The following is a 13,210-nucleotide window of genomic DNA, read 5'->3' on the forward strand; positions in this document are numbered from 1 at the left end:
TCAGGGGATAGATAACGAAAAAGGATCCTTTTACAAGGATTATCTTACCATAATCGGACGGTATGGGCAATGGAGAGACGGTTTAACCAATGGTTGTTTTTTGCAACTGATGGTTAAAAAGCCCCCTGTCCGTGCGGGACAGAGGGCTTCGGAAGATGTAAGTATTCGGTGATCTGATAATCTGCGCTCAGCGGCCGAAATAACTGAAGTGCATATAGTCGCGCTTGCTGCGCCAAGCGTTGCCGCCCCATGCAAAACCGTATTTGGTAAAGGCGTTATATACATCGCCGCCTTCCGGAATGGAATACGGATCTTCATAGGGAGACCAGTGGGAACCGGTTGTCGGGGTGAGCGAACCATCTGCGTTGATGGTTGCTTCCATATTTTCTTCCCAGTTAATATCCACGGCGGTGCCTTGTGAGTGTTCGCCGGTGCGCCATGAGTAGCAGCCGACGTTTGTGATCGGGAACTGCTCATCGCCGTTGTAGATCTCTTCGAAAATCGCTTCATAGATCGGGGCGAGGCTGCGGTTGACCTGCAAATAAGCGGTGCCGGTGGTTTTGGTGCCGTCCTGCTGCAAACGCCAGACGGGCACTGCGATCTCGACCATGTTCTGCTCAGCTTCTTCCGCTGACTGATATTTTTCACCGCCGATGCCGTAAACAAAATCCATCTTTTCCTGCTCGGTCTGCGGCAGGTAATCGGGCACTTCGGGCACGATAGGATCGACCAAGGGCGGCAGCGGATCGCTGTTATCCTCCTCTTGCACGGCACCTTCAAATGCGGTGCAGAAGCGGTTGGCCATGATAAGTGCGGCCTCGCGCGTAGCCGGGCCGCTTGGATCGAGAACCGGTGCAGCACCGTAGGTAGAGGTGCCGTTTACAATGGCGTAATCCACCATGGTAACAACTGCATCGACTGCATAATCCTCGATTTTTGGCACATCGGGAAAGTCTTCCACACAGGCATCGCCTGCAATGACGGGTGCCTCTACACCGGCGGCTTCCAGCACGTTGTACAGCATAACGCAAAGATCCTGCCGCTGGATGCTGGCATCCGGATCAAAAATGCCTTTGCCGCGGCCGCTGACCAGCCCGAGCTCATAGGCGGCGACAACACTGGGATCATCGCAATCGCGGAAAGGTTTTTTGCCAGAGGCAAATACAGCTTTTCCGCTGACAGATTTGTAGGCGTTGACAGCGATTGCGCAAAACTCGGCGCGGGTGATCGAGCCGGTGGCGCTGCGGGCTTCCAGACTGCTGGGAAGAAGACCGGCACTTTGTGCAGCGGCAACGTCCGCCTGCGCCCAGTTAGAGATATTGGAAAGCGCGCCGGCCTGCGGGGTCAGCAGTGCGGCCATCAGAGCCAGTGTGCCGGCGCGGCGGATAAATGGATGCGGCATGGGAATAACCTCCTTGAGGGAATCGGAATAACTATATAGTATAAGGGGATATTGTGTCGAATTTGTGAAAAAACAGAATTTACTTACAATATCCACAAGGTTTTACACAAATGTGCAGACTAATCTGCGGCCGCGCGGTCCAACGAGCGATATTGCAAAGCTTCGGCCAGGTGTTCAGCCTGAATCAGCGGGCTGGCTGCAAGATCGGCAACCGTGCGGGCAACACGCAGTACGCGGTCATGTGCACGTGCGGTCAGGCCGAGCCGGTCGAAGGCAGCGGCAAACATGGCAGATGCCTGCTCGGTCAGCGGACAGTGGGCGGCAAGCTGCGGGGGAGGGAGCAGGGCATTGCACAGGTCGGCACCCTGCCGCTGGTATTGTATATCACGCGCGGCAAGTACACGGGCGCGTATCTCGGCAGAGCTTTCCTCTTCAGCTTTGCCGCGAGCCGCCAGCGCTGCGTATTCGACCGGCTGCACGGCTACCTGCAGGTCGATCCGGTCGAGCAGCGGGCCGGACAGACGCTTGAGATACTGCTGCACAGATGCTTTGGAGCAGGTGCAGCGTCCGGTGCCGTACCAGCCGCATTTGCAGGGGTTCATCGCGGCGATCAGCTGAAAACTGGCAGGGTATGTCACCTGTCCGGCAACGCGGGATATCGTGACCTGACCATCCTCCAGCGGCTGCCGCAGGGTTTCGAGAACATCCCGGTGGAATTCGGGCAGCTCATCCAGAAACAGAACACCGCGGTGGGCAAGCGTGATCTCGCCGGGAAGCGGTAACCGGCCGGCCGTACCGGCACCGCCGGACAGTGCGCTGGCTGAGGAGCTGTGATGGGGCGCGCGGAATGGACGCTCTGCGCGCACAGCGGCTTCCTGGCCGCGGCCGACAGCAGACCAGACGCGGATGACTTCCAGCCGCTCTGCATCGGACAGCGGCGGCAGAATGGAGGAAAAACGCTTGGCCAGCATGCTTTTGCCCGAGCCGGGCGGTCCGGACAGCAGTACATTATGTCCGCCGGCTGCGGCGATTTCAAGTGCACGCTTGACCGCGTGCTGCCCCATCACGTGGGAAAAATCGAGCGCCTGTTCCGCTGGCTGCGGCGGCTGCGGGGCTTCACACGGTGGGAGCGTAGCGCGGCCGGACAAATGGTTGAGCAGCGCGTTTAGATCGGGAACCGGCAGTACGGAGATGCCGGTGGCATAGGCGGCTTCTGCGGCGTTCTGCGCGGGGACACAAACGGTGTGGAATCCGGCGTCCCGCGCAGCAATCGCCATGGAGAGCGCACCGCATACCGGACGCAGCGCGCCGGTCAGTGAAAGTTCGCCGAAAAAGACGGTGTCCTGCGGCGGGGCGTTGATTTCGCCCGCCGCTGCAAGGATTGCAAGCAGGATGGGCAGATCATAGGCCGTGCCGGCTTTTTTGGTATCCGCAGGGGCAAGGTTGACCGTTACGCGCGAAACCGGCCAGTCGAAAGAACAGGCTTTGGCGGCGGCGCGTACCCGCTCGCCGGATTCCGCCACGGCGCCGGTCGGCAGACCGACAACATCCAGCCGCGGCAGCCCGCCGGAAAGGAAGCATTCGGTGGTGACGATATACCCGTCGATTCCATGCAGGCCGGCAGAAAAAACACGTGAAACCATGCGGGATCCTCCCTCCGAATCAGCAGATATTTTTACCTTTATACTCTACCACAAACCGGTAGTTTACGCAATGCACAGGGTCAAATGCAAAGTAATTGTAACATTATGAGGACAGTGTGGAGCGGGATTGGAGAAATTGTTTCACAATGCGAAATTTTTCTTAAAAATCTGGAATTTGTTACGAATTTGTCATATTTGGTGTTTACAATTTGGGGGGAGGGTGATAAAATAAATGAGGATGATGGCGACGGTTTTTATGCGCGGAACATGCGGATAGAGCCTGCTCCATCCCCTTCAGCATGTTATAACTTAATAGGAGGATATAAACATGGCAAGAAAGATGAAGTCCATGGACGGTAACACTGCGGCCGCGCACGTGTCGTATGCGTTTACCGAGGTTGCGGGCATCTACCCGATCACCCCTTCCAGCCCCATGGCAGACAGTGTTGACCAGTGGGCAGCCGCGGGTCAGAAAAACATTTTCGGTACTACCGTAAAGGTGATCGAGATGCAGTCTGAGGCAGGCGCCGCCGGTACGGTGCACGGCTCTCTGGCTGCCGGTGCGCTCACCACCACTTATACTGCTTCGCAGGGCCTGCTGCTCATGATCCCGAATATGTACAAGATCGCGGGCGAGCTGCTGCCGTGCGTGTTCCATGTTTCCGCGCGTACGGTTGCATCCCATGCGCTGAACATCTTCGGCGATCATTCCGACGTTATGGCCTGCCGCCAGACCGGCTTCGCCATGCTGGCTGAGACCAATCCGCAGGAAGTTATGGACCTGTCCGCTGTTGCCCATCTGGCAACCATCAAGTCCCGCGTTCCGTTCATCAACTTCTTTGACGGCTTCCGTACCTCCCACGAGATCCAGAAAATCGAGGTTTGGGACTATGAAGATCTGAAGGAAATGTGCGATATGGACGCTGTTGAGGCGTTCCGTGCACGTGCGCTCAATCCGGAGCACGGCGCAATGCGCGGCTCTCACGAGAACGGCGACGTGTTCTTCCAGCACCGCGAGGCCTGCAACAAGTACTACGATGCGGTTCCCGAAATCGTGGAAGAGTACATGGGCAAGGTTAATGCCAAGCTGGGCACCGATTATCAGCTGTTCAACTACTACGGCGCTGCTGACGCCGACCGCGTGATCATCGCGATGGGCTCGATCTGCGACGTGGCAGAGGAAGTTATCGACTACCTGAACGCACACGGCGAGAAGGTCGGCCTGATCAAGGTTCGTCTGTACCGTCCGTGGCGTGCGGACAAGCTGCTGGCTGCGATTCCGGCGACTGCGAAGAAGATCGCTGTCCTCGACCGCACCAAGGAGCCGGGCGCACAGGGCGAGCCGCTTTATCTGGATGTTGTTACCGCACTGGCTAACGCCGGCATCACCGATAAAACAGTGATCGGCGGCCGTTACGGTCTGGGCTCTAAGGATACGCCTCCGTCCTCTGTATTTGCTGTATACGAAGAGCTGACCAAGGCTGAGCCGAAGCGTCAGTTCACCATCGGCATCACCGATGACGTGACCTACCTGTCCCTCGAAGAGAAGGCCTCGCCGAATACTGCGGCGGAAGGCACCACCGAGTGCAAGTTCTGGGGTCTCGGCGGCGACGGCACCGTTGGCGCGAACAAGAACTCCATCAAGATCATCGGCGACCATACCGATAAGTATGTTCAGGCATACTTCCAGTATGACTCCAAGAAGACCGGCGGCGTAACCGTTTCGCATCTGCGTTTTGGCGATAAGCCGATCCGTTCTCCCTACTATATCAACAAGGCTGACTTCGTAGCCTGCCACAACCCGTCCTACATCACCAAGGGCTTCCCGATCGTGCGTGATGTTAAGCCGGGCGGCGTATTCCTGATCAACTGCCAGTGGAGCCCGGAAGAGCTTGAGAAGCACCTTGCTCCTTCCGAGAAGCGCTACATTGCCAAGAACAATATTCAGCTCTACACCATCAATGCGATCGATCTTGCGATCGAGATCGGTATGGGCAAGCGCACCAACACCATTCTGCAGTCCGCGTTCTTCGCGCTGGCTAAGGTCATGCCGGAGGCAGAGGCCATCCAGTTCATGAAGGATGCTGCGACCAAGTCCTACCTGAAGAAGGGTCAGGATGTTGTTGACATGAACCACAAGGCGATCGATGCCGGCGCAACTGCGTTCAAGAAGATCGACGTTCCGGCTGCATGGGCTGATGCTGCCGACGAGGCCGACAACCGCGATCTGCAGGGCCGTCCTGAGGTCGTTAAGATGGTTAAGGACGTTATGGAGCCGATCGGCCGCATGGACGGCGACTCTCTGCCGGTATCCGCTTTCGCAGGCGAGCATGTTGACGGCTCCTTCGAGCACGGCGCTGCCGCTTACGAGAAGCGCGGCGTAGCCGTTACCGTTCCGACTTGGAACGCTGAGACCTGTGTACAGTGCAACCAGTGTGCTTATGTCTGCCCGCACGCGACTATCCGTCCGTTCGCGCTGACGGAGGAAGAGGCTGCCGCTGCACCGGCATCCGCTAAGATCGTAGACATCAAGGCCGGCAAGGGCAAGGGCGTTTACAAGTACACGCTGACTGTTTCTCCGCTCGACTGCATGGGCTGCGGCGTATGTATCGGCGTTTGCCCGACCAAGTCCCTCACTATGGTTCCGCAGGCGCAGGAAGCTGCCCAGCAGGATACCTTCGATTACTGCGTAGCCAAGGTTGCAGAGAAGCCGGATATGATCTCGGTCAACTCTGTCAAGGACAGCCAGTTCAAGAAGCCGCTGCTTGAGTTCTCCGGTTCTTGCGCAGGCTGTGCGGAAACCTCTTACGCCCGCCTGATCACGCAGGTTTGCGGCGACCGTATGTATATCTCCAACGCGACCGGCTGTTCGTCCATCTGGGGCGGCCCGGCTGCTACCAGCCCGTATACGGTGGATGCCAACGGCCATGGTCCGGCTTGGGCGAACTCCCTGTTTGAGGATAACGCAGAGCACGGCCTCGGTATGTACTATGGTCAGGAAGCGATCCGTGAGCGCCTGATCGGCAAGCTCGAAGAGATGGCTGCGTCTGCTCCGGCAGAGGCAAAGGAAGCGATCGCCAAGTTCCTCGAAACCAAGGACAACGGTGCAGATAATGCAGAACCGGCGAAGGCGCTGATCGCGGTGCTCGAAAAGGGTGCGGCGGACGGCTGCGCAGACTGCAAGGAAGTGCTTGCGCATAAGGAATATCTGGCTAAGAAGTCCGTCTGGATCTTCGGCGGCGACGGCTGGGCTTATGATATCGGCTTCGGCGGTCTGGATCACGTCCTTGCTTCCGGCCAGGATGTCAACGTGATGGTATTCGATACCGAGGTTTACTCCAACACCGGCGGTCAGGCCTCCAAGGCAACCAACATCGGCGCTGTGGCTCAGTTTGCAGCTTCCGGTAAGACCACCAAGAAGAAGAGCCTTGCTGAGATCGCAATGAGCTACGGCTATGTATACGTTGCGCAGATCGCAATGGGCGCGAATATGAACCAGACCCTCAAGGCGATTGCAGAGGCAGAGGCTTATCACGGCCCGTCGCTCATTATCGGCTATGCGCCGTGTGAGATGCACTCCATCAAGGGCGGCATGACCAACTGCCAGGCTGAGATGAAGAAGGCTGTTGACTGCGGCTACTGGAACCTGTTCCGCTTCAATCCGGATCTGGCAAAGGAGGGCAAGAACCCGTTCATTCTGGAATCCAAGGAGCCCAAGACCGAGGATTACCGCAAGTTTATGATGAACGAGGCGCGTTATTCCGCACTGACCCGTGCATTCCCGGATCGTGCCGAGAAGCTGTTTGAGGAGTCTGAGATCGAATCTACCAAGCGCTTTGCACACCTCAAGCGTTTGCAGGATCTGTACGCTCCTGAAGCGTAAGATTGGCTGAACAGCAGATATAATTGCATTACAAAACCCCGCAGAGCTTGTTCTCTGCGGGGTTTTGTGCTGAGATATTGAGGATCATGGGGTGCAGCATTTACTGAGAACCAAATAAAAAGATGGGACATCAGACAGAGATGTCCCATCTGAGACTGCGAATCGCGCCCTTCGGGCACAATTCTCCGTCGTCTTGTATAAAAACCCACGCACATGTCGCGGGTTTTTATAAAAATTGCAGCAGGCTGCAATTTTCCATATGATGCGCGCTGCCGCGCGTGTTGCTTACGTTCAATAACAAAATACTTTTTCGACAGACTGAGATGAGACATCAGACAGAGATGTCCCAGCTTTTTATATTCAGCGCACGCCGGTTAGGTCTTTGATACATTCTCCGGCGAGGATCATGCCTGCCACCGGCGGTACGAATGAAACGCTGCCCGGGACGGCGCGGCCTGCGGTGCCTTTCTGTTCATCCGAAGGTAGTGGCGTGCGCGGTTCTTCCGTGGAATAGACGACTTTTAAGTGTTTGATGCGTCTTTTTTTACATTCCAGCCGCATCACGCGCGCCAGCGGGCAGACCGAGGTTTTGTAAATGTCCGTTACCTCGAAACGGGTGGGGTCGAGCTTGTTGCCTGTGCCCATGGAGCAGATGAGCGGCACACCCAGCCGGTCACATGCCGTTACCAGATGCAGTTTGGCGGTCACGGTATCGATGGCATCAATTACATAATCGAACTGCGACAGATCGAGTGCAGAATCCGGGGTGTAAAACTCCTGCCGCGTGTGTACCGTGCAGTGTGGATTGATCTCTGCGATGCGTGCCCGCATGACTTCGACCTTGGGCTGGCCGGTGGTTGATGCAAGGGCGATGAGCTGGCGGTTGCGGTTGGTAAGCGAAACGGTGTCGCTGTCGATCAGCGTCAGCTCACCGATGCCGGCCCGTGCCAACGCTTCGCAGGCAAATGAGCCGACGCCGCCGATACCGAACACGGCTACATGGGCGGCACGCAGTTTTTCAAGGGCGGTTGTGCCGAGCAGCAGCTCCGCACGGGAAAATTCATGCAGCATGGTATTACCTCACAGGCAGGGGGATTCGTGGTTCAGATCCCAGTCGATCGGATCGATCCCATGGCTTTCCAAAAAGGCGTTGCACTGGGAAAAATGTTTGCAGCCGAAAAATCCGTTGTAGGCCGAAAGCGGCGAGGGATGCACGCTTTCCAACACCAGATGCTGCGGTGCGGTGATGAGGTTCTTTTTAGAGCGCGCGTTGCCGCCCCAAAGCAAAAAGACGATCGGCTGCTCGCGCTCGTTAAGCTTTTGGATGACATGGTCGGTAAAGGTTGTCCAGCCGATGTTTTTATGGCTGTTGGCCTGCCCACGGCGCACGGTCAGCGTGGTGTTGAGCAGCAGCACGCCGCGTTCTGCCCAGCGGGTCAGGGTGCCGCCCTGCGGCGGTGTGATGCCGAGGTCGCTTTGCAGTTCTTTGAAGATATTTTGCAGGCTGGGGGGCGCGGGTACGCCCGGCTGCACGGAAAAGCACAGCCCGTGCGCCTGCCCCGGACCGTGGTAGGGATCCTGTCCGAGGATGACGGCTTTTACACGGTGGTATGGCGTATAACGCAGGGCATTGAAGATGTTTTCCATCGCAGGATAGATGGTCTGCTCTGCGTATTCTTTTTTTAGCCAGTAGCGTATTTTTTTGTAGTAATCCTGCTCGAATTCACCGGCAAGGATCTCGTCCCAGTCGTTTCCCAAATGTACCATAGCAGCCTCCGGATGCAAATTTTTTTGATGCGCTGCGATGATCGCAGCATGAAGCGAGAAATGTTCTATTATTATAGCACAGCAGCGCTTTTTTCGCAAAAGGGATTGACAAGGCAGGGCAGGATTGCTATACTCTAAGTGTATTAAGACTGTTAATACAGACAAGACACAAGGACGATATCAGGAAAGGAGGCGCGCAATGTGATAAAAATTGATTATCGGGATCCGCGGCCGATTTATGAACAGGTGGTGGACGGGATCGAAGAGCTGGCGCTGCGTGGGGCTTTGCCGGCGGATACCCAGATCCCCAGTGTGCGGCAGCTTGCGGTAGAGCTGTCGATCAATCCGAACACCATCCAACGCGCGTATGGAGAGCTTGAGCGCCGCGGCGTGATTTACGCCGCAAAAGGACGGGGGAACTTTATTTCAGATAACACGGAGACGCTGCGCACACGCCGGCTGGATGAGATCGGCACACAAATCGGCACACTGGCCGGTCAGGCGCGGGCGCTTGGTGCAAGCGAAGCACAGCTGCAGGGCTGGCTGAAGGAGAAAGGAGAGGACAGGGCATGATCACGGCGAATAATGCGACCAAGCACTTTGGCGGCATCACGGCGGTTGACCATGTGTGCGCCGAGGTGCGCGACGGTTCGGTATACGGGCTGATCGGTTCAAACGGCGCGGGCAAGAGTACATTTTTGCGGATGCTGGCAGGTATTCTGCTGCCCGATGAAGGTACGGTGCAGATTGACGGCGCGGACGTGTTTGAGAACACGGCGCTTAAAGAACGCTGCTTTTTTATTTCGGATGAACAGTTTTTCTTCCCGAACAGCACACCGGCAGAGATGAAAAACTACTACAAGCGCTTTTATCGCCATTTTGATGAAGAACGTTACCGCAAGCTGATGGACGGCTTCGGTTTGGATGAAAACCGCAAGATCCGCACGTTTTCCAAGGGCATGAAAAAGCAGGTGTCGGTCATCTGCGGTGTATGCGCGGGCACGGATTACCTGTTCTGTGATGAAACGTTCGACGGCCTTGATCCGGTTGTGCGGCAAACGGTCAAAAGCCTGTTTGCAGAGGATGTGGAAAGCCGCGGCCTGACGCCGGTTGTCGCTTCGCATAACCTGCGCGAGCTGGAGGATTTCTGCGACCATGTTGGCCTGCTGCACCGCGGCGGTATCCTGTTTTCGCGCGACTTGGAGGAAATGAAGCTGGATATGTTTAAGATGCAGTGCATCTTTACCAGTCCGCTGCCGGAAAACGCGTGGGACGACATCGACGTAATGCATCTGGACCGGCGCGGTTCGCTGTATACGCTGACCGCACGCGGCAGCCGCGAGGCGCTGCTGGCCCGCGTGAACGCGATGAATCCGAGCTTTTGCGAAATGCTTCCGCTGACGCTGGAGGAGATTTTTATCAATGAAACGGAGGTGGCAGGTTATGACATCAAGAAACTGCTCTTCTAAGGGAATGCTGCGCGACAGCACGCGCCGCAGCCTATGGGCGTTTGTATTGTCCGGCGTGGGGTTTTTCCTGTCCATGCTGCTGCCAGTCCTGATGACCATGCAGCACGCGCTGGAGCAGCGTGCAATCGAACTGCAAAGTCTGGAACAGATTTATGTGGAACGGCACTGGAAGATCGCGCTCGAACAGGTCGCGGAGTTTATCGGTGGATATAATCCATTTATCAAAATTACCTTTATTGTAATGGCGGTTTCGTGCGGCGTGGCGCTGTTTGCCTATCTGCACGCCCGTCAGAAGGTGGATTTTTACCATAGCCTGCCGGTAACGCGCACAAAATTGTTCTTTAACAATTTTGCGACAGGCGTGGTCTGCACGCTGACGGGCTATTTGGTGATGTACGGCATCACGCTGGCCTGCGTTTACGCGATGGGCTTCGGCGCGGCGGTGAACTGGGGCGAAATCGGCGGCGCGGTGATCAGTAATGTGATTTTGTTCCTGCTGCTGTATGCGCTCAGTGTGCTGACAACCGTGCTGTGCGGCAACACGGTCATCACCCTGCTGCTGCTTGTGTGGGTGCATCTGTCCCCGGCGCTGGTGCGGCTGCTGTTCAGCGGGCTGTGCGGCAAATTTTTGGATACCTTTGTGGAAACCGGCGCGATGAACGGTTTGGGTTATGCCTCGCCGGTGGTACACTACTTCCTGCTGGACGGCATGACCTATCATGATATGCTGATCTCTGTGGGCACGGGCGAAAAGGTTTCCGCGCTGCCGCTGCTGGCAGGTTATCTGCTCGCGGCGGTGCTGGTGACGGCGCTGGCCTGCTGGCTGTTCCGCATCCGCAAGAGTGAGCGGAGCGGCATGGCGTTGGCCTTTGAGCCGCTCAAGCTGCCGGTTAAGGTATATATGTGTTTGACAGCGGGCGCGGCATTCGGTATGCTGTTCGAATTGATTGCGGGCGATTTCTGGTTCTGGCCGGGGCTGGTGATCGGCACGGTGCTGTTCCACTGGATCGTGGAGATCATCTATGCGATGGACTTCCACGCGATCTTCCGCAAGCCCGTGCAGCTCGCGGCGATCCTTGCGGTGCTGGCGTGCGGCATCCTGCTGCTGAAGGTTGACGTATTTGGCTACGACCGTTGGATGCCCGCGCGGGAGGAGCTGACCGGCGTGAACCTTGACAGCGCGAATGCCGATGCGCTGCTGACCGATGAGGCGAATATCGACGCGGTGTATCGGCTGGCTGAAATTGCACGGCAGACCGATTCGGAAAGAGGGGAGACCGCAATGTCGTTCCGCAGCTATCTGTTTACCTTTGAACGGGGCAGCCGCATAACGATGCGCCGCTATATGCTGCCTGAGACCGGGGAAACAGCCGAATTGCTGAACACCATCTACCGTTCGGAGGAATACCGGCAGAAGCACTGGCCGCTGTTCCGGTACGAGACCGGTGAGACGAAAAACGGCGCGCCGCTGCTGGGATTCTACACAAATGCCAGCGGGTACAGCTGTGAGTATGAACTGCGGGACGCAGCAAAGATCGAGCAGATCGTGCAGACGCTGCGGGAGGAAGCGCTGACCCGCGCGCAGGACAGCACGATCGTCATGCGGATCGAACTGAACCACGAGCATGAGGACAGAGGCTATCAATTCGAAGGCAATGTCTATGTGACTGAGCAGGATGTGAAGACGCTGGCACTGATCGAGCAGTTTACCGGCGTGCGTCCGCAGCCGCTAACGGCGGATATGCCGGGAATGACCCAGATTACGTACTACAAGCAGTTGGACGCAGACAACGGCGAGTGGGTCACAGTGGAAGTGACAAACAAGGCTGATGTGGAAGCGCTGCTGAAGGATGCGCAGCCCTATGATCTGCTGGACGCCGGCGTGTATGAAATGCTGGAGAGCAACGGCATCCTTATTGCGGAGGAGCAGACCGAGGGAATAAATGTATCCGTGGTGACGAGCGATGGAGAGGAGCGGGGTCTGTATTATCCGCAGGGCAAATACCCCGCCGCGGTGGTGCAGAAGTACCGTCCGGAGGGTACAGCTCCTGCCGCAACGGATGGCACCGTGTTCGCTGAGGCGGCGGCATGAAAAAACGCGATGTATGCGGTGTACTGCTCCTGTTCGTTTACCTGATGGGCGTAGGAATGCTGACCGGGCCGTCGCTCGTGCAGCTTGTACTCGGGCGGCTGCCCGTGCCCAAGCTGGAGCTGATCCCGTTTGTGGATATCATCAAGGTGGCGACCGATCCGCAGTCCCCCGGGTTGGGGGTGATGGCCAATCTGGCAGGCAATGTGGTGATGTTTGTGCCGTTGGGGCTGCTGCTGCCGCTGTTCTGGCGGTGGTTCGGCAGCGCAAAACGCACGGTGCTGTTAGGGCTGGGGCTGTCGGTCAGTATTGAGCTGATCCAGCTCGTCGCGGGCGGCGTAACATCGGTGGATGACCTGATTTTGAACACCGCGGGCGCGGCGGCCGGTTTTGCACTGGCGTGGCTTGTGTTGCGGGCATGGCCGCGTTTGGCGCCGCGGCGGCAGGGGCGGAACGAGTGGGCATATCCGCTGGCCTGCTGGTGTGCGGTGATCGCGCTGGCCACCGTGACCGACCTGATGACGGTCGGTGTATAACCGGCCGACAGCATATATGTGGGCGGAAAAACAAAATGGATGCCATAAACAGATGGTATCACAATCAGGATAGAGAGTAAGATAGGCAGAGGGAGCGTTCCGGAGGGGGCGCTCCCTCTGTTTGTCGAAAAGTATTTTGTCGATGGATGTTAGCAATACGCGCGGCAGCGCGCATAAAACAGCATTTGCAGCGCAAACGCATAAAAGCTGAGGGCATGTACCTCAGCTTTTATACTTTGAGAGAAAAAAGTTTCTGTATGGGAACTTTTTCTCGTTCGTGTTTGGCGAAGTCCAAACACAGGTTGTCGGAAAACACAAGTTTTTCGACAGTCTCAGGGGGCGCTCCCTGTTTGTGTCTGCGGGGGCGGGGAAAGCTATTGTATCCTGTTTGGGAAACGGGTATAATAACGGAGGAGAAAAT

General features: G+C 56.8%; 9 protein-coding genes. 5 read left to right on the plus strand and 4 right to left on the minus strand.

What is annotated here, in order from left to right; genetic code table 11:
- Window positions 1-187: 187 nt before the first annotated feature.
- Entirely contained in the window at window positions 188-1,402 is a 1,215-nt protein-coding gene (locus T363_RS14935; protein ID WP_051643033.1) for a M15 family metallopeptidase, read from the minus strand.
- Window positions 1,403-1,521: 119 nt separating this feature from the next.
- A complete protein-coding gene (locus T363_RS0102235; RefSeq protein WP_031472838.1) occupies window positions 1,522-3,045 on the minus strand; it encodes a YifB family Mg chelatase-like AAA ATPase in 1,524 nt (507 codons plus the stop codon).
- A gap of 328 nt (window positions 3,046-3,373) precedes the next feature.
- Here T363_RS0102235 and nifJ point away from each other — a divergent pair, with 328 nt between their 5' ends.
- Complete coding sequence (nifJ, locus tag T363_RS0102240; protein ID WP_031472840.1) at window positions 3,374-6,928, plus strand: pyruvate:ferredoxin (flavodoxin) oxidoreductase; 3,555 nt, start codon at window positions 3,374-3,376, stop codon at window positions 6,926-6,928.
- A 360-nt stretch (window positions 6,929-7,288) separates the two neighbouring features.
- Here nifJ and T363_RS0102245 read toward each other — a convergent pair whose 3' ends face one another.
- Both T363_RS0102245 and T363_RS0102250 read right to left on the minus strand, forming a co-directional pair.
- Window positions 7,289-7,999, minus strand: coding sequence for a tRNA threonylcarbamoyladenosine dehydratase (locus tag T363_RS0102245; RefSeq protein WP_031472842.1), 711 nt, complete (start codon window positions 7,997-7,999; stop codon window positions 7,289-7,291).
- A 9-nt stretch (window positions 8,000-8,008) separates the two neighbouring features.
- Window positions 8,009-8,695, minus strand: a complete 687-nt coding sequence (locus T363_RS0102250; protein WP_031472844.1) for a uracil-DNA glycosylase — start codon at window positions 8,693-8,695, stop codon at window positions 8,009-8,011.
- 201 nt (window positions 8,696-8,896) lie between these two features.
- Here T363_RS0102250 and T363_RS0102255 point away from each other — a divergent pair, with 201 nt between their 5' ends.
- From T363_RS0102255 to T363_RS14940, 4 genes are read left to right on the plus strand one after another with little or no spacing between them, the layout of a single operon-like run.
- Window positions 8,897-9,268, plus strand: coding sequence for a GntR family transcriptional regulator (locus tag T363_RS0102255; protein WP_034971465.1), 372 nt, complete (start codon window positions 8,897-8,899; stop codon window positions 9,266-9,268).
- Window positions 9,265-10,164, plus strand: a complete 900-nt coding sequence (locus tag T363_RS0102260; RefSeq protein WP_031472848.1) for an ABC transporter ATP-binding protein — start codon at window positions 9,265-9,267, stop codon at window positions 10,162-10,164. Before T363_RS0102255 ends, T363_RS0102260 begins: the two co-directional genes overlap by 4 nt.
- Window positions 10,139-12,256 carry an ABC transporter permease gene (locus T363_RS0102265; RefSeq protein ID WP_154658727.1) on the plus strand — a complete coding sequence of 706 codons (2,118 nt, stop codon included), beginning with the start codon at window positions 10,139-10,141 and terminating at the stop codon, window positions 12,254-12,256. Before T363_RS0102260 ends, T363_RS0102265 begins: the two co-directional genes overlap by 26 nt.
- Window positions 12,253-12,789 (plus strand): VanZ family protein, encoded by a 537-nt coding sequence (locus T363_RS14940; RefSeq protein WP_051643034.1) that lies wholly within the window; start codon window positions 12,253-12,255, stop codon window positions 12,787-12,789. Before T363_RS0102265 ends, T363_RS14940 begins: the two co-directional genes overlap by 4 nt.
- The last annotated feature ends 421 nt before the right edge of the window (window positions 12,790-13,210 follow it).

Source organism: Agathobaculum desmolans ATCC 43058 (genome assembly GCF_000701665.1).
GTDB classification, from domain to species: Bacteria; Bacillota; Clostridia; order Oscillospirales; family Butyricicoccaceae; genus Agathobaculum; species Agathobaculum desmolans.

What these genes read in the sequence shown, in the direction of transcription:
- T363_RS14940 (WP_051643034.1), top strand. Translation starts at nt 12,253, where the DNA reads ATGAAAAAACGCGATGTATGCGGTGTACTGCTCCTGTTCGTTTACCTG.
- T363_RS14935 (WP_051643033.1), bottom strand. Translation starts at nt 1,402, where the DNA reads ATGCCGCATCCATTTATCCGCCGCGCCGGCACACTGGCTCTGATGGCC.
- T363_RS0102265 (WP_154658727.1), top strand. Translation starts at nt 10,139, where the DNA reads ATGACATCAAGAAACTGCTCTTCTAAGGGAATGCTGCGCGACAGCACG.
- nifJ (WP_031472840.1), top strand. Translation starts at nt 3,374, where the DNA reads ATGGCAAGAAAGATGAAGTCCATGGACGGTAACACTGCGGCCGCGCAC.
- T363_RS0102260 (WP_031472848.1), top strand. Translation starts at nt 9,265, where the DNA reads ATGATCACGGCGAATAATGCGACCAAGCACTTTGGCGGCATCACGGCG.
- T363_RS0102250 (WP_031472844.1), bottom strand. Translation starts at nt 8,695, where the DNA reads ATGGTACATTTGGGAAACGACTGGGACGAGATCCTTGCCGGTGAATTC.
- T363_RS0102235 (WP_031472838.1), bottom strand. Translation starts at nt 3,045, where the DNA reads ATGGTTTCACGTGTTTTTTCTGCCGGCCTGCATGGAATCGACGGGTAT.
- T363_RS0102245 (WP_031472842.1), bottom strand. Translation starts at nt 7,999, where the DNA reads ATGCTGCATGAATTTTCCCGTGCGGAGCTGCTGCTCGGCACAACCGCC.